Raw genomic sequence first — 16,164 nt, forward strand, 5'->3', positions numbered from 1 at the left:
CGTTTTTTCTTTTATTTCAGATGCAAAGTAACCCATTCTTGTCGGAAATATGTTTCAATATGTTTTAAACCTTGTTTTATATAAGCTTTTAAAACATCATCGCGCTGTTCTTCAAGAATTCCAGATAGTATAATAGATCCACCTTTTTGCAATGCTTTCACCATATCGTGTGCAAGCTCGATTAGAGGGTTAGCAAGAATATTAGCAACAATAAGATCAAAGGGAGCGCATGATGCGACTTTATCATCGCGAAAATCCGTAATTGTAACAGCTGTAACATGCTCTGTCACACCATTAAATCTAATATTATGTTTTGCAACTTGAACGGCTATTGGATCTATATCAGCTGCAAGCACAGGAATAGGTTTGAGCATCACGATACCAATAGCTAATACTCCACTACCTGTGCCGAGATCAAGAGCATTTTGCGGGTTCTCATCTTGTATTACTTTGGTAATCATTTCTAAACAGCTAAATGTTGTTCCATGATGACCTGTACCAAAAGCCTGATTAGCTTCAATTTCAATAGGCAAAACATTAGGTGGAATGTTTTTTCGTTCATGGCTACCGTGAAGAAAAAAAGGACCAGCACATACCGGTTTTAACTCTGCAAGACTTTGTTTTACCCAATCGATATTGGGTAAGATTTCTATGTTAATTTTATTTGGATCTATTGCAAGAATACGTGAAAAGCATTCAGAAGCACTTTTCTGATTTTTTTGATCAACATAGAGTGAAATTTCATAAATAGCATTTTTGTCATCTATTTCTGTAAGAGCAAGAGGATAACCTTCCTCCTCAAAGGCTATTTCCATAAGAGCATAAAATTTTTCTACCTCATTTTTAGGAGCTGTCCAATACAGACGAATTTGTTGTGACATGCTATTTAAAATTAGTGGAATTTGAAACGAGTTTTTTTAGCCGTGTAATAGCGATATTGTCTTTTAATTTATTCTCGTTTTCTTCAACATTATATGGAATAATTCCAGCTAACTTCCCACCTTTTTTAAGCAAGAAAATTGCGGCTGTATGATTATAGGTATAATTATCATCATTTGTTCCGACTACTTTTTCAGAAACAATATTAAAAGAAGCAACCATTTTATGAACTGCGTTAGGATCTCCACTTATACCAATAATTTTATCAGTAAAATTGCTTAAATACTCACGAAGCACCTCTGGTGTATCGCGCTCAGGGTCAACAGTGACAAACCATACACCTAGTTTGTCAGCATCTGAACCAATCGCTGTAAGCCACCGACTAAGATCCATAAGCGTAGTAGGGCAAGTATCAGGGCACATAGTATAGCCAAAAAAGATTACTGCAGGTTTGCTTCGGATATCAGCTTCAGTGATAATTTTACCATTAGAAGCAGTGAGTGTAAAATTCTCACCCAAAGGCTTATTTCTAAACGCATCATAGATAAAAACACTAGCAAGAAATACAACTGTTAGCCCCAGTATGCGTATTACATTTTTCATAGATTAGCTCTCTTATATACAAGTATACAAGGATTATAATGCTTATAACTTAATTTTGCAATCACCGTTTTGGATAAAAAGCATGTATGTTGATGAGTATGCAGAATACTATAAAAGCTATTTTATCTAGATAAAAGATTGCATACTATCATTTCGTATACTTTTATATAAAAAGTGAATATGTGTTAAGAAAATTTTTTTGTTATTATAGATAATAAATCATGTACTTATGAGGAAATATTTTATATATAAATAAAGTAAATATTTATAAAATTTTACTCTTTCTTTAAGCTTTTTTACTCTAGCTTTAACATCATCATAAATTCCAGTAATGTCTTTTAAAACTTAGTTTTGAAAAATTTATACTACGTAAAGAACATCTTGACACTTTGAATAAGAATTGTGTAAAAAATAAAGTGTATAATAAAATTTTTTAGAGTTTAGAGATTAAGTAAAGAATTTTTTGATGTCTAAAAAAATAGATAAAAACATAATAGTGAACAATAAAGAGCTTGGTCTTACTAAGACTTTTAAGCTCTCTAAACGTATCAATTCGGATGATTTTATTAAAGATACCAGGAATTTGTCGGATGAAAGCAATCTTCAGATTGCTACTGCTCAGGCTCGAGTATACGACAAAGATCAGACTAAAGATCATGATAAACTTAGGAAGTATGAGCTTACAGACGAGACGTTAGAATTCGATTCTTATGAACTTTATCGCATTATAGCTCTTAGGGATTTTGGATCTGTAAAAGCGGGTGATCTGGGTGGTTTTATTGCGGATGAATCTAATCTATCCCATGAAGGCGATTGTTGGGTTGGTGATTTTGCTTGGGTTTACGACAAGGCTCATATTTATGGTAATGCCGGGGTTTATGGTAATGCCAGGGTTTATGGTAATGCTAGGGTTTATGATAATGCTTCGGTTTATGATAATGCCAGGGTTTGTGGTAATGCCAAGGTTTATGGTGATGCCTGGGTTTATGATGATACCTGGGTTTATGATAATGCCTCGGTTTATGATAATGCCTGGGTTTATGATAATGCTGAGGTTTCTGGTGGGGCGAGAGTTTATGGTAGTGCCAGAGTTTATGAAAATGCTTTAGTTGATGATGCTACAATTTCTGGTAATGCTAAGATTTATGGTAATGCTGCGGTTATAGAGAGTGCTGAGGTTTGTAATGATGTAAGGGTTTATGGGATGCTGAAGTTCGTGGTCATTGTCAGATTTTTCATAGTGCTAAAATTTATGGTCAAGCTCGGATTTGCGATAATGCTAATATTTTCGGAAATGCTGAGATTTATGATGATGCCTTAGTTCGTGATAAGGCTTACGTTTATGGCAATGCTAAGATTCATGGTTCTGCTTGTGTTGCTGATTATGCTAGTGTTACAAAGACTGCTGAAGTTTGTGATGATGCTGAGGTTTGTGGTAATGCTGTGATTTGGGATAATGCTGTAATTGGCGGTACAGCTTTAGTTAGAGGTAATGCCAAGGTTTATGGAGATACTAAGGTTTTTGGAAATGCTATGGTTTTCGGTAATGCTAAGATCTATAATCATGTTCAGATTTTTGATAATGCTAAAGTTTTTGAAAATGCTATGATTTCTGGTAATGCTAGGATTTCTGGTGATGCGATGATTTTTGGTAATACTAATGTTTATGATAATGCATGCGTTTATGGTAAAGCTCAGATTACGGGCAATTCTAAGATTTACGCGAATGCCAAAATTTATGACAATGTCAAAGTTTATGATGAAGCCCGAGTTCACGGGAACGTTGAAATATCTGGTAATATTGAGATTCTAGATAAAATGGATATTTTTAATAACGATCAAATTAACGAAAGGAAAATTTGTAGCGATATCAGAATTCGTAAAACTGAGTTTAAAAGGAGCTTTCTGAGGTTGTGATAATATTAAAGCTGCTAAAAGCTACAGTTTGCAATAATGTTATGATTTAAGGCGCTTTTCGCTTTACAAATGAGGTGCTAGAGTTTTACAAAGCGTAAGGGGGTTTTTCGGATTTTTTTATGCCAAAAATTAGTGAGAAATTGAGTCAAAAATTTCTTCTTAAAAAAGAACGGATATTATCTCTGATTGAGCAGTGATTTTCATCCGAAATTATTTAAGAGAAAACAAAGATTTTTTTGTTTTACTTAATTTGCAATTTAAGCAATGGGTATGAGCAAAGAGCATGTAATATCTTTCTGTTCTGATCAACATAAAAAATGATAGGCTATCTTTATAAATCAACAACTTATAACTGCAATACGATTAAATGATTTGAAGGTTAAGCTTCTATTTGGAAAGATAACTTGTAGTAGATTACACTAAACTTTTGTTACAAAATTATCAATAACGCGTTTTTCTCCGGCTTTATCGAAGAAGATAGTTAATTTATTGCCATCTATTGCTTTAATTTGACCATAACCAAATTTTATATGAAAAATCCGATCATTTATAGAAAAAGCTGAGGATTTATCAGAGACTGATTTTGCAACGATATTTCCTTCAATATTTTTTTGTTGGCGGTGTCGGGTAATTCCAAGGTTTAAATCGATATCACCGTGGCAAATTCGTTCAACATGAGCGATAGGTTGTTTCCTCCAATTATCGCGTGTTGTTTCTGTTTGATTTTTTTGAGCGCGTTGCCATTTTGGTGTTGAATAATTATTATAAAAAGAACTTTGATTTTTGAAGCATGCTTGGCTATAACTACCATAAGATGTTTCAATTTCTGTTACTTTTATATGCTCTTCTGGTAATTCATTGAGAAAACGAGAAGGGATTGTAGATTGCCAAAGTCCATGAATTCGCCGATTGGACACACACCATATATGCAAGTATTTTTTTGCTCTTGTTATTCCTACATAAGCAAGACGTCGTTCTTCTTCTAATCCTGAACGGCCACCTTCATCTAATGAGCGTTGATGAGGAAAGAGGCCTTCTTCCCAACCAGGAAGAAAGACAGTTTCAAATTCAAGGCCTTTAGCAGAATGAAGAGTCATGATATTAACTGCATTCATTTTTTCATTGCTTTCAGAATCCATTACTAGTGAAACATGCTCTAAAAAACTGAGAAGACTTTCAAATTGTTCCATAGAACGGATCATTTCTTTAAGATTTTCTAGTCGTATTGGTGCTTCTGATGAACGATCTTCTTGCCACATTGCTGTATAGCCTGAATCATCAAGGATTATTTCAGCAAGCTCTGTATGTGGTGTGTGTTGTAACATGTTTTGCCAGCGGTAGAAATTTTCTACAACATCTCGCAAAGCATTGCGTATTTTAGGTTTTAGCTCATCAGTTGCAATTATTTCAGCTGCAGCAACAAAGAGGGGAATAGAGCGTGCACGCGCGCTATTATAAAGATGATGAAGTGTTGCATCTCCTAGGCCGCGTTTGGGTATATTGATAATACGTTCAAAGGCTAGATCATCAGCTGGTTGAACAACGACACGTAAGTAAGCCAAGGCATCACGTATTTCTCTTCGTTCATAAAAGCGCGGACCACCAATAACGCGATAATTGAGACCAAGTGTGACAAAGCGATCTTCAAATTCACGCATTTGGAATGATGCTCGCACCAATATAGCTATATGATTTAATGAATGACCAGCCCGTTGTGCTTGTTCAATTTCTTGTCCAATAGCACGAGCTTCTTCTGCAGAATCCCATGCAGCATGAATTTTTACTTTTTCATCATCGCTATTTATCTGATCAGAAAAAAGCGTTTTTCCAAGCCTATCTCGATTATGAGAAATTAAATGAGAAGCAGTTTTTAAAATATGTGATGTAGAGCGATAATTCCGTTCTAAACGGATGATTTTTGCAGGAAAGAAATCTTTTTCAAAGCGTAATATATTATCGACTTTTGCACCACGCCACCCGTAAATAGATTGATCATCATCCCCTACACAACAAAGGTTAATTTGCTTTTCATGGCGTTGAGCCAAAAGACGGAGCCAGAGATATTGTGCTGTATTTGTATCTTGATATTCATCTACAAGAATATAGCGAAATTTATTATGATATTCGCGAAGAATATCTGGGTTATTTTGAAAGATGGAAATAGAGTGCAACAAAAGATCGCCAAAATCACAAGCATTAAGATTTTTTAGTCGATCCTGATAACTACGATAAAGTTCTCGTCCTATTCCATTGCCAAAGGAATGAGCATCGCCCTCTGAGATATGATTCGGCAAAAGTCCTTGGTTTTTCCAAGAATCAATCATTGCTGCTAAATTACGTGCTGGCCAACGTTTATCATCTAATCCTTCAGCTTGAATGAGCTGTTTTAAAAGACGGGTAACATCGTCACGATCAAGAATGGTAAAATTGCTTTTTAAATCAACAAGTTCTGCATGACGACGTAGAATCTTTGCTCCAGTAGAATGAAATGTTCCAAGCCAAGGCATATCGTTAACAGTTTTACCAACAAGCTCACCAATACGTATTTTCATTTCATGTGCAGCTTTATTGGTAAAAGTAACAGCTAATATTTGTTTAGGATGTGCAAGTCCGAGATGCAAAATGTGAGAAATACGAGTAGTAAGAACGCGAGTTTTTCCAGTGCCAGCACCTGCAAGAACTAAAATGGGTCCTTCTGTATTTATGACAGCTTGTTTTTGTTCTGGATTCAATTTTTCTAAATAGTTAGGCTCATTCAGGCTCATATTGCGTGTTTTCGCTTTCTGCTAAAGTATGCGTAACTAACCTAGACTTATTTTCAGGTTTATAAGAAGACACGCCATTTTTAAGAGACGTTATATGATCGAAAAAATCACTCATTATAACTTTATCTAGTATTTTTTTGATTTGAACGCTAGATAAAAATTATTTGCTTAAAAACACGATACATAAAGTATAGAGATTACAAGAGAAGGTAAAGATGCAGTGTATGAAATAAGCGACTATCAAAGCTACATATATGTAATAAAGTTGCAAGCTTACTTTTATTCTCAATTATAATGGATGCATAAAAGTTGGAATGTAAAAGCGAATAGGGCTATTTCTCAAAATAAGCTTACATTGAAATTATAGAAAAATCATATTTTGCGATGAAATCAAAAAAGATTTCTTGGAGAAAAGAGCTTTTGATTAATGAATAATATCATTCTTATCTGTTTTCATTCATCGCTAGAGAGACGATTTTGATCAAGAAATTTTTTGGCTTTTAGAGTTTCTTTTTTATCAAAAAGTTTTTCAAGTTTGGTCCGTCCAAAACGATAGCGATTTTCCTCTGCATGAATGGCTCGTTCTATACGTTTTTTCTGTTTTCGAAATTGACGAAGATTAATTAGTACAACCATAGAGTAATTCATTTATTTTTTTCGGAAGGAGTCCAAAGAAACAATATTAGCACTCTGCTTAGAATCATTGTTTGATGATTCTTTTTCCGTTTTGAGAGTTGATATTTTTGTAGATATATTTTCCTTTTTTTGTTTATCTGAAGGAATAACAGGAGCACATGAAGCATTTTCTAGATTTTTACTCTCTCCTGAAGTGAGGTTAGAGGGAAGATCAAATGCTGTTTCAAAAGCTGCTATAGGGTCATAAAAAACTTGGATAGAATTAAAAGGGATAACCAGTTTTTCAGTAATTTCTCCAAAGGAAAGTGTTACTTCAAAAGCAGTTTCTGATACACTTAGATCTCTAAATTGGTGTTGTAATACGATGGTCATTTGATCAGGGTAGCGCTTTTGAAGCCGAGGAGAAATTTTTATTCCTGGTGCGTTTGTTAAGAAAGTGATAAAAAAATGATGATTACCTGGAAGACCTGCTTTGGCTACTTCCAATAAAACTTTTCGGATGACACCGCGAAGTGCATCCTGAACGAGAATGTCATAACGGATCTGATCTTGAACCATCGAAGTTTATTCCTCTTAAATATGCAGTGATTAAATATGAATAATACAGTGCAATAACATGTTTTTAAAAGCTAGCAACATTTTATTTACTGCGCACCTTCTTAATCAAGAAAAACATGAATTTATTTCAAATATCGTCTGGCAGGTCAAAATATATAGTCATAAAAGTGAAGGCTTCTGTTGCCAGGTGCCTTCGAACCCCGCTTAGACCTGCGACGGTTTAAGACTTAGTTTGAAGCTTTCGCATTGCTTAAGCAGCAACGAGACGTGCTTCCGCATAGTTGTCATTTGCAACTACTCATTTAGTCCGATAACGGTGGTACAATGCCGAGTAAAAGAGCAATCTTTACACCCTTGTCGATCCTGTTTCGCCCCCATAAAAATATAATCTTTGTTTGATTATGTTTTGGTGGAGGCGCCGGGTACCGCCCCCGGGTCCAATTGGCTTATTTCATTGTCCATTTATTACCATAGCTGAAAAGACAGCCTTTTAAATATAAACGAATAACAGTTTTAAGAAAAGGGGGAGATTGTTAATATTTTAAATCCTCTAATTATTGAGATAGAGATATGATGTGGTTGTGTATAGTTATTGATTGTTAGAAGAACTGCAAAATGTGATGTATGATCTAGAAGATATTAAATTGTATGATGTAAATCTTGATGAAGCTGTAATAGAACGACTTAGATGTCGTTTAACTTTGGTAATGAAGCATCAAGATGCACCGCTAGTTTCCACATCGGACCAAAAAGAGTTAGAGCGTGTTGAAAAATGGGGCCAAAGTGTATTGGATGTTGATAAGGAAAACGCAAAAAAGCTGTTTCAAAAGTTGCTGAAATGATGTCGGGAGATCGCAAAAAAAAATCGTGTGACTTTTTCTTATCTGATTGCCAAGCAGGTTAATGCACTTGATAAAATTTGAATACTTAAAACTAAATCTTATATTATAATTTCAAAAAAGTCTAAATTTCTTTAGACTTTTTTGTTTACTATGAAAATATTTAGTGAATATCATCACCTTGGAGGTATCCACTTTTTCTGGCATCAGGCATTAAAAGAACTGCGATGAATGCAATAATCATCATGCCAGTTATATAAAGATAAAAAATAAATTCATATCCAATATCTTTTAATAAAAGTGCTACAGATTCAGCGGAGCCACCAAATAATGCGTTGGCGACAGCATAAGATAAACCAACACCCATTGCTCGTATTGAAGATGGAAACATTTCTGCTTTAACGATACCAGAAATGGATGTATAAAAACTGATAATACATAACATTCCAATAAGGATTAATAACGCAACCCATGAATTGTTAGTATTACCAATCATTTGAAGCCCAGGAATTGTGAATATCACAGATAATACACTCCAAATAAGAAGTGAAGTTCTTGTTCCAATTTTGTCAGCTAAAGTACCAAATGCTGGTTGCACTAACATAAAAACAAAAAGTGCAGCAGTCATTATAGTTGTAGCTGTATGCTTATCAAATCCAGTAGTTGTAATGAGATATTTTTGCATATAAGTTGTATAGGTATAAAATGTTAATGATCCTCCAGCTGTAAAACCAATCACTAGAAAAAAGGCTTTTCGATGGTTACGCCAAAGTTCTCTAATACTACCAGCTTGTCCTTTAGAGCGGCTCTCTTTAGTGGTTGTTTCATGAAGTGAACGACGTAGATAAATCGCGACAATGGCTCCTAATCCACCAATAGCAAATGGGATACGCCAACCCCATGCTTTTAGTTGTTCCTCTGTGAGATAAAGCGCTAAAATAAATATAACAAGGCTGGCAAGAAGTTGACCACCAATCAGTGTAGTATATTGAAAAGAGCTAAAAAATCCTCGTTTGTTTTTAATAGCAATTTCGCTCATATAAGTCGCTGTTGTTCCATACTCACCGCCAACAGAAAGTCCTTGAAGCATTCGGAGTAAAAGCAAAAAAACTGCTGCTAAAGTTCCAATAGTTTCATAAGTAGGAAGTATGGCAATTAGGAATGAACCGCCACACATCATAAAAACAGAAATAAGCATTGAACGTTTGCGTCCATAACGATCAGCAATGAAGCCAAAGAGCCATCCACCGATCGGACGCATAAGAAAGCCAATAGAAAAAACTACAGCAGCTTTAAAAAGCTGGAGTATAGTGTTGCCGTCCGAAGGGAAAAATTGCGATGCAAAATAAATTGAAGCAAATGAATAAACATAAAAGTCATACCACTCTACTAAATTACCTGAGGCACTAAATATGATAGACCGAATACGTTTTTTTGTATCATGTAGTACTAAAGTTCCTTCATTCTCCATGGAGATCGTCCCTCTTTTTAAGTTGCTTACAGTTTGCTTCTTACAATTTGAATCATCAAAATTCAATCGTATAATGGTAATTTCTTGTAAGTAAATCATTTTGATGCTTATTACATTGCATTTTTGTGAATTTTAAAGTTTCTATTTTATGTAGTAGGCAGAATCGGGCATAAACATTAATATGAAAGCATATCTTGATCTCTTGTTCCATGTTTTAAACAACGGTATTGATCGCTTGGATCGAACCGGTGTTGGGACAAGATCGGTTTTTGGATATCAAATGCGATTTAATTTACAGGATGGATTTCCACTATTAACAACAAAAAAACTGCATTTGCGTTCAATTATCTACGAGCTTTTATGGTTTCTTAAAGGTGATACAAATATTGCATGGTTAAAAGAGCATGGTGTATCCATTTGGGATGAATGGGCTGACAAAAAGGGGGATCTTGGGCCTATTTACGGTTATCAGTGGCGCTCTTGGCCTACACCGGATGGGCGTAATATTGATCAAATAAAAAATCTTTTAGCTATGATTAAACAGAATCCTGATTCACGTCGTTTAATTGTATCAGCATGGAATCCTGCAGCGATAGAAGAAATGGCTTTACCTCCTTGTCATTGTTTGTTTCAATTTTATGTTGCTGCTGGTAAATTATCTTGTCAACTGTATCAGCGTTCAGCAGATGTCTTTTTGGGTGTTCCATTTAATATTGCTTCTTATGCATTATTGACAATGATGATTGCTCAAATAACCCATTTACAAGTAGGAGATTTTATTCATACTCTTGGTGATGCTCATCTTTATTTGAATCATTTTGAACAGGCAGAACAGCAATTATCTCGTACACCGAAAGCGTTACCATCAATGCTTATCAATCCAGAAGTAAAAAATCTTTTCTCTTTTACATTTAAGGACTTTGAGTTACTTAATTATGAAGCTTTTCCACATATCAAAGCACCGGTGGCAGTATGACTCTTCCAGTTTGTTTGATTGCAGCTGTTTCACAAAATAATGTTATAGGTTGTGCGGGTGTAATGCCTTGGCATTTATCAACAGATTTGCAACGTTTTAAAGCTTTAACTTTAAATAAGCCTATTATTATGGGACGGAAAACTTGGGATTCTCTTGGACGTCCTTTACCGGACCGCACGAATATTGTCATTACTCGCAATCCTACGTTAGCCTCTGAAGGTGCCGTTGTTGTTCATTCTTTATCTCAGGCTCATCATATTGCAAAACAGGTGGCCTTCCAGAGTGGTGCAGATGCAGTTTTTATTATTGGTGGTGGTGAAATTTTTCAACAAGGGTTACAGATAGCTGATAAAATATTTTTCACTGAGATCCTAGCTTTTATTGAGGGCGATAGTTTTTTTCCTGTTTTTGATAAAGAAAAGTGGACTATTATTAAAACACAATATATTCCAGAAGGTGATAAAGATGATTATCCGACGCGTTTTATGATTTATGAGCGGAAATGATCATTTGAGATATTGAAAGTATTTATTGTTTACATTGTAAAAAAAAATAATAAGCACTTTAAACTGAAATCAAAGATCAAGTTTTGTAAATTTTTAAAATTTGATTAAAAATATTAATTTAAATGAGGTAATAATGCCCTGGACAAATCAAAACGGTAGTGGCCCGTGGAGTGGCGATAGAAATAAATCCGATGGGGATAAAAAACTATCGCCTAAAAAACCTTTCGGTTCTGGTGGTAGTAATGGTCCTAATATTGATGATATTTTTCGTAAAGGGCAGGATCAGCTTAAGCAGTTTGGTGGCGGTGGTGTTTTTATTATATTGTTTTTTCTTGCTTTCTGTTTTTGGTGTTTTCAATCTATTTATATCGTTCAACAAAATGAACAAGCTGTGGAGTTGCGTTTTGGCGTTCCTAAAGAAGGGATTATCAGTGATGGCCTACATTTTCATTTTTGGCCAATTGAAACTTATATGAAAGTACCTTTGACAGAAAAAACCATTGCTATTGGTGGCCAATCTGGTCAATTGCAACAAGGTGAAGGTTTGATGCTTTCGAGTGATCAAAATATTGTTAATGTTAATTTTTCTGTGTATTATCGAATTTCAAGTCCCAGCCAGTTTTTGTTTAATGTGAATGACCAAGAAGGTACGGTTCGTCAAGTTGCTGAAAGTGCAATGCGTGAGGTGATTGGTTCACGGCCAGTTGATGATGTTTTACGCGATAAGAAAGAAGAAGTTGCTGATGATGTCAAAAAAATTATCCAATTGACTTCAGATAAATATCAACTTGGTGTTGAAATAAATCGTGTGTCAATCAGTGAAGCTGCTCCTCCTACTAAAGTTGCTGCGGCGTTTAATTCTGTTCAACAGGCGGAGCAGGAGCGGGGGCGAATGATTGAAGAGGGTAATCGTGTGCATTTTACTAAGATGGGTTTAGCAAATGGTGAGGCTTCACGCACACGAGAAGTCGCAAAAGGTGAAAAAGCGCAGATGATTGAAGAAGCAATAGGACGTTCTGAACGTTTTCAAGCTATAGCGCGTGAAGCTGCGATTGCACCAGAGGCTGCTCGCTATCGTCTCTATATGGAGACGATGGGGCGTATTCTTTCTTCTCCAAGAAAGGTAGTCTTGGATCAAACAGCTTCTCCAACGGTATCTTATTTACCTTTAAATGAATTGCTAGGCATTTCATCAAATAAAGCAATAACAAAATCAAAGCATTCCGTAATACTATCGGATCCTGACCTTTCTAAGGGATACTAATTATGCAGCAATCTCGTTTCTTTTTTATTTTAGGGACTGTCATATTTGTTTTTGTAACCTTATGGATGTCTGTTTTTATTGTTTATCCTCGTCAACAGATAGCGATTAAGCGCTTTGGACAAATTGTTAATGTAGAGCCTAAGCCAGGTATTTATTTTAAAGTGCCTTTTTTTGATCATACTGTTATTATTGATAATCGGTTATTGCGTTATGACTTACCTACACAGTCTGTTCAGGTTCGTGGTGGTGCATATTATGAAGTGGATGCATTTTTTATTTACCGTATTACGAATCCGAAACTATTTTTACAGCGCATTGCATCTGGTCGTCCGCAGATTGCTGCGCGCGAAAATCTTGCACCCCGTTTTATTGATGCTTTGCGTGCTGTTTATGGTAAGCGAGAATTTAGAGCGGCTTTATCCGATGAACGTGGGGCGATGATGGCTGAGGTACAACGCCAATTTTCTGTAGATGCAGGCTCTTTGGGTATCACTATTGTTGATGTGCGGATTCGCAAAACTGATTTAACTGATGCTGTTTCAGAGGATGTGTATCGACAAATGGCAGCTGAACGTGAGGTTGCAGCAGAAGATATTCGTGCTCGTGGTCAGCAAGAACGGGATCGCATTATTGCAGAAGCTAATCGTAGATATGAGGAAATCGTAGCAGCAGCGAAACGTGACGCTGAAATTACCCGTGGTGAAGGGCAAGCCGAAAGTATTCGTCTTTTATTGAATGCACGGAGAATTAATCCGCCATTTTACGATTTTTGGTTAGCGATGGAACAGTACAAGAATTTAGAGAATACTTCGATGGTGATTTCTCCACAAGAAGACTTCTTTTTTTATTTCCGTAATCCGCCACAAGCAAATAAAATATTTGCGCCTGTAGAGGCATTGGATAATAAGATGGTGATTGATAAATAGGTAAAGTCATCGTAAGATCATGTTATTTCATGAAAAATTCAATCTATGAATTCTTTCTTTGATGATGAAAGTGCTATGATATTGTAGAGGGCGTGCTAGTTTCATATAAATGTGTATTATAGGTAAAAATATGTTTCTCAAGCGTTTTACTACGGTAGCTACTATTTCTATAGTTATGTTTCTATCGGGATCAATAAGTTGGTCTAATATGGTTTTGCAACGAGATGGACCATTATCAGTGCCTGATTTAGTTACAACGCTTTTAGATACTGTGGTGAATATTTCTACAACGCAAACAATTGATGGGACTGAGCAGGATGAAGATACCTCTTTGCCAATCATTCCAAAAGATTCATTATTGCAAGAATATTTTGATGATTTTTTTACATCTGGAGATGATAAGAAAGGTAGCCAATTTCAAAAAATGCGTTCTTTAGGATCGGGTTTTGTAATTGATGCACAAAAAGGCCTTATTGTTACAAATTATCATGTTATCGTTGATGCTGATTATATTGAAGTTAATTTTGCTGATGGCACAAAGTTAAAGGCAAAACTGCTTGGGAAAGATAGCAAAACAGATTTAGCTTTGCTTCAAGTTGAGCCAAAAGGAAAAAAATTAAAGGCTGTACGTTTTGGTAGATCAGAAAACGCACGTATTGGCGATTGGGTTATGGCTATAGGAAATCCTTTTGGTTTTGGTAGTAGTGTAACGGTTGGAATTATTTCTGCACGTAATCGTGACCTTAATGCTGGTCCTTACGATAATTTTATTCAAACAGATGCAGCTATTAATCGAGGTAATTCTGGAGGTCCGTTATTTGATAGAAATGGTGAGGTGATTGGGATTAATACAGCAATTGTTTCTCCTTCTGGTGGATCGATAGGTATTGGTTTTGCTATACCCTCTGATATGGCTCTTTCTGTTATTAATCAGTTACGTAATTTTGGAGAAGTAAAGCGTGGTTGGTTAGCTATCCGAATTCAACCAGTTACAGATGATATTGCGAAAAATTTAAAACTCGATAAGACTGTTGGAGCATTAGTTGCAGGTAAAATGGAAAATGCGGGGGTTGATAATAGTGAACTACATGTTGGTGATATTATTCTTTGCTTTGGAAAGACCAAAATTAAAAATATACATGATTTACCGCGTTTAATAGCAGAAGGTTTAGAAGGGCAAGTAGTCAATGTTATAGTTTTGCGTGATGGGCAAGAGAAAACAGTGAAAGTTAAGCTTGGTCGTTTGGTGGAAACAGATTTGGATGAAAATATAATAGAAAAGTCTGGTGATAAAGAAAATAATACTGTACCTAAAAAGATGGAAATGCAATTTATGGGAATGACGTTATCGGAACTGACAGCTGATTTGCGTCAACGTTACTCGATCGCAGAGAAGCTTAATGGGTTGATTATAACATCTGTTGCACAAAATAGTGTAGCTGATAAAAAACGTCTTCGCGTTGGTGAAGTGATTGTTGATATTAATCAAAGCATGATCACAACAATTGAAGATGCTAAAAAACGTTTGCGTAAATTACGTGAAGCTGGGCGTAAAAATGCTTTATTTGTTGTTGCTCGTCCGGATGGAGAATTGCGGGTTGTATTAATTCAAATGGGTTAATGTTTTAATATTCTTGCCTGTTATTGCTTATAACAGCGATGTTTGCAGAAAAAAATGAAGGCATTGCTTTTCATGATAAAAAGGACAATCACATTGATAGCAGGTCCAACTGCAAGTGGTAAGTCAAAACTTGCATTAAAAATAGCTCAAGAAAAAAATGCTGTTATTATTAATGCTGATTCAATGCAAATTTATGATACCTTGAATATTTTGACAGCACGACCAACAGAAGATGATACTATAATTTCTCCCCATTATCTTTATGGTTATATAAGTCCTTCTCTTAGTTATTCTGTGGGACAATGGTTACGTGATGTAGAAAAGCTTTTAAATGTAATAACATCGAAGTCACTTATTTTTGTTGGTGGAACAGGTCTTTATTTTCGTGCTCTTTTGGAAGGAATTTCAGAAATTCCTTATATTCCAGATGTTTGTCGAGAAAAATGGCGGCGTCGACTTCAAGAAGAAGGTGCCGAAAATCTATATCGTCAGTTATTACAGGTTGATTCTGCACTCTCTAAGCGTATTTGTGCGCAAGATGGTCAACGCATTATACGTGCTTTGGAAGTTTATGATGTGACGGGTAAAACACTTAGTTGGTGGCAAAAACAAAAAACTACATCTTTGATTGCAAAGGATTGTTCAGAAAAGATTCTTCTCATTCCACCACGTCAACAGCTTTATGAGAACATTAATAAGAGACTGGATCATATGGTTGAACAAGGAGTTTTAGAAGAGGTTTTTATTATAAAGCAGCTTATGCTTTCTCCTTTATTGCCAGCTATGAAAGCTATTGGTTTATCTGAGTTTATCGCTTATTTAGACGGATATTTAAGTTTTGAGAATGCTATTGAGACGGTGAAAACAAAAACTAGGAGATATGCAAAAAGGCAAATGACGTGGTTTCGTAACCAACTAAATGAGGAATGGAAGATTATCGCTGCATAAAAATATTGAAAGCTTGAAGGGTAGCTTAAAAAGAAGAGAATATTTTAGACGAAATTTCTTTTAAAGATAATTGTATGAAGACAGAAAGGCGTGATAATTAAAATTTGAAATATTTTATTTTAGTAGCTTTATTTGTGAAATGATTGAGAAGATTTGAAAATTAATTAATTTATGTATGTGTAATATGTTTAACTGTTGTAAGTATATCTACAGGTTTAGTAATAATAGGTTTTATCTTAGGAAATATCATACATA

At 35.3% G+C, this 16,164-nt stretch carries 14 protein-coding genes, 1 other RNA gene and 1 pseudogene; 9 read left to right on the forward strand and 7 right to left on the reverse strand.

The window, feature by feature from the left end:
- Positions 1-11: 11 nt before the first annotated feature.
- Together BAR153v2_RS01320 and BAR153v2_RS01325 are read right to left on the reverse strand one after the other, a co-directional pair.
- The gene (locus tag BAR153v2_RS01320; protein ID WP_078679981.1) at positions 12-881 is read right to left on the reverse strand and encodes a 50S ribosomal protein L11 methyltransferase; all 870 of its coding nucleotides are present in this window, start codon (positions 879-881) and stop codon (positions 12-14) included.
- Between the two features lies 1 nt (position 882).
- On the reverse strand, positions 883-1,482 hold the full coding sequence (locus BAR153v2_RS01325) for an SCO family protein (protein ID WP_078679982.1): 600 nt from the start codon (positions 1,480-1,482) through the stop codon (positions 883-885).
- Between the two features lie 466 nt (positions 1,483-1,948).
- On the opposite strand from BAR153v2_RS01325, the gene BAR153v2_RS07365 reads away from it, so the two are divergent.
- Both BAR153v2_RS07365 and BAR153v2_RS01335 read left to right on the forward strand, forming a co-directional pair.
- Positions 1,949-2,803, forward strand: coding sequence for a hypothetical protein (locus BAR153v2_RS07365; RefSeq protein ID WP_198934312.1), 855 nt, complete (start codon positions 1,949-1,951; stop codon positions 2,801-2,803).
- 122 nt (positions 2,804-2,925) lie between these two features.
- Positions 2,926-3,399 (forward strand): hypothetical protein, encoded by a 474-nt coding sequence (locus tag BAR153v2_RS01335; protein WP_078679983.1) that lies wholly within the window; start codon positions 2,926-2,928, stop codon positions 3,397-3,399.
- A 419-nt stretch (positions 3,400-3,818) separates the two neighbouring features.
- Here the strand turns inward: BAR153v2_RS01335 and BAR153v2_RS01340 are convergent, their stop codons facing one another.
- From BAR153v2_RS01340 to ssrA, 4 genes are all read right to left on the reverse strand, one after another.
- On the reverse strand, positions 3,819-6,164 hold the full coding sequence (locus tag BAR153v2_RS01340; protein WP_143245201.1) for an ATP-dependent helicase: 2,346 nt from the start codon (positions 6,162-6,164) through the stop codon (positions 3,819-3,821).
- Positions 6,165-6,617: 453 nt separating this feature from the next.
- Positions 6,618-6,800 (reverse strand): DUF4169 family protein, encoded by a 183-nt coding sequence (locus BAR153v2_RS01345; RefSeq protein ID WP_078679984.1) that lies wholly within the window; start codon positions 6,798-6,800, stop codon positions 6,618-6,620.
- A gap of 12 nt (positions 6,801-6,812) precedes the next feature.
- Complete coding sequence (locus BAR153v2_RS01350) at positions 6,813-7,358, reverse strand: SspB family protein (protein ID WP_078679985.1); 546 nt, start codon at positions 7,356-7,358, stop codon at positions 6,813-6,815.
- A gap of 166 nt (positions 7,359-7,524) precedes the next feature.
- Positions 7,525-7,884, reverse strand: a transfer-messenger RNA (tmRNA) gene (ssrA, locus tag BAR153v2_RS01355).
- Between the two features lie 94 nt (positions 7,885-7,978).
- Here ssrA and BAR153v2_RS01360 point away from each other — a divergent pair.
- A pseudogene (locus BAR153v2_RS01360) lies at positions 7,979-8,281 on the forward strand (DUF2853 family protein).
- Between the two features lie 79 nt (positions 8,282-8,360).
- Here BAR153v2_RS01360 and BAR153v2_RS01365 read toward each other — a convergent pair.
- Entirely contained in the window at positions 8,361-9,668 is a 1,308-nt protein-coding gene (locus BAR153v2_RS01365) for an MFS family transporter (RefSeq protein ID WP_078679986.1), read from the reverse strand.
- Positions 9,669-9,849: 181 nt separating this feature from the next.
- On the opposite strand from BAR153v2_RS01365, the gene BAR153v2_RS01370 reads away from it, so the two are divergent.
- The 6 genes from BAR153v2_RS01370 (at position 9,850) to miaA (ending at position 15,909) form a co-directional block, all read left to right on the forward strand.
- A complete protein-coding gene (locus BAR153v2_RS01370) occupies positions 9,850-10,644 on the forward strand; it encodes a thymidylate synthase (protein WP_078679987.1) in 795 nt (264 codons plus the stop codon).
- On the forward strand, positions 10,641-11,150 hold the full coding sequence (locus BAR153v2_RS01375) for a dihydrofolate reductase (protein ID WP_078679988.1): 510 nt from the start codon (positions 10,641-10,643) through the stop codon (positions 11,148-11,150). Before BAR153v2_RS01370 ends, BAR153v2_RS01375 begins: the two co-directional genes overlap by 4 nt.
- A gap of 133 nt (positions 11,151-11,283) precedes the next feature.
- The gene (gene hflK, locus BAR153v2_RS01380; RefSeq protein ID WP_078679989.1) at positions 11,284-12,414 is read left to right on the forward strand and encodes an FtsH protease activity modulator HflK; all 1,131 of its coding nucleotides are present in this window, start codon (positions 11,284-11,286) and stop codon (positions 12,412-12,414) included.
- 2 nt (positions 12,415-12,416) lie between these two features.
- Positions 12,417-13,340 carry a protease modulator HflC gene (gene hflC / locus BAR153v2_RS01385; RefSeq protein ID WP_078679990.1) on the forward strand — a complete coding sequence of 308 codons (924 nt, stop codon included), beginning with the start codon at positions 12,417-12,419 and terminating at the stop codon, positions 13,338-13,340.
- A 130-nt stretch (positions 13,341-13,470) separates the two neighbouring features.
- On the forward strand, positions 13,471-14,961 hold the full coding sequence (locus tag BAR153v2_RS01390; protein WP_078680917.1) for a Do family serine endopeptidase: 1,491 nt from the start codon (positions 13,471-13,473) through the stop codon (positions 14,959-14,961).
- Between the two features lie 72 nt (positions 14,962-15,033).
- Positions 15,034-15,909, forward strand: a complete 876-nt coding sequence (miaA, locus tag BAR153v2_RS01395) for a tRNA (adenosine(37)-N6)-dimethylallyltransferase MiaA (RefSeq protein ID WP_078679991.1) — start codon at positions 15,034-15,036, stop codon at positions 15,907-15,909.
- The last annotated feature ends 255 nt before the right edge of the window (positions 15,910-16,164 follow it).

Source organism: Bartonella sp. AR 15-3, from assembly GCF_002022445.1.
GTDB lineage: Bacteria > Pseudomonadota > Alphaproteobacteria > Rhizobiales > Rhizobiaceae > Bartonella.

Bases quoted from the DNA above. Each gene is read 5' to 3' on its own strand.
- BAR153v2_RS01350 (WP_078679985.1), bottom strand. From the start codon at position 7,358: ATGGTTCAAGATCAGATCCGTTATGACATTCTCGTTCAGGATGCACTT.
- BAR153v2_RS01375 (WP_078679988.1), top strand. From the start codon at position 10,641: ATGACTCTTCCAGTTTGTTTGATTGCAGCTGTTTCACAAAATAATGTT.
- BAR153v2_RS01320 (WP_078679981.1), bottom strand. From the start codon at position 881: ATGTCACAACAAATTCGTCTGTATTGGACAGCTCCTAAAAATGAGGTA.
- BAR153v2_RS01390 (WP_078680917.1), top strand. From the start codon at position 13,471: ATGTTTCTCAAGCGTTTTACTACGGTAGCTACTATTTCTATAGTTATG.
- BAR153v2_RS07365 (WP_198934312.1), top strand. From the start codon at position 1,949: ATGTCTAAAAAAATAGATAAAAACATAATAGTGAACAATAAAGAGCTT.
- BAR153v2_RS01340 (WP_143245201.1), bottom strand. From the start codon at position 6,164: ATGAGCCTGAATGAGCCTAACTATTTAGAAAAATTGAATCCAGAACAA.
- BAR153v2_RS01370 (WP_078679987.1), top strand. From the start codon at position 9,850: ATGAAAGCATATCTTGATCTCTTGTTCCATGTTTTAAACAACGGTATT.
- hflC (WP_078679990.1), top strand. From the start codon at position 12,417: ATGCAGCAATCTCGTTTCTTTTTTATTTTAGGGACTGTCATATTTGTT.
- BAR153v2_RS01365 (WP_078679986.1), bottom strand. From the start codon at position 9,668: ATGGAGAATGAAGGAACTTTAGTACTACATGATACAAAAAAACGTATT.
- BAR153v2_RS01345 (WP_078679984.1), bottom strand. From the start codon at position 6,800: ATGGTTGTACTAATTAATCTTCGTCAATTTCGAAAACAGAAAAAACGT.
- hflK (WP_078679989.1), top strand. From the start codon at position 11,284: ATGCCCTGGACAAATCAAAACGGTAGTGGCCCGTGGAGTGGCGATAGA.
- miaA (WP_078679991.1), top strand. From the start codon at position 15,034: ATGATAAAAAGGACAATCACATTGATAGCAGGTCCAACTGCAAGTGGT.
- BAR153v2_RS01325 (WP_078679982.1), bottom strand. From the start codon at position 1,482: ATGAAAAATGTAATACGCATACTGGGGCTAACAGTTGTATTTCTTGCT.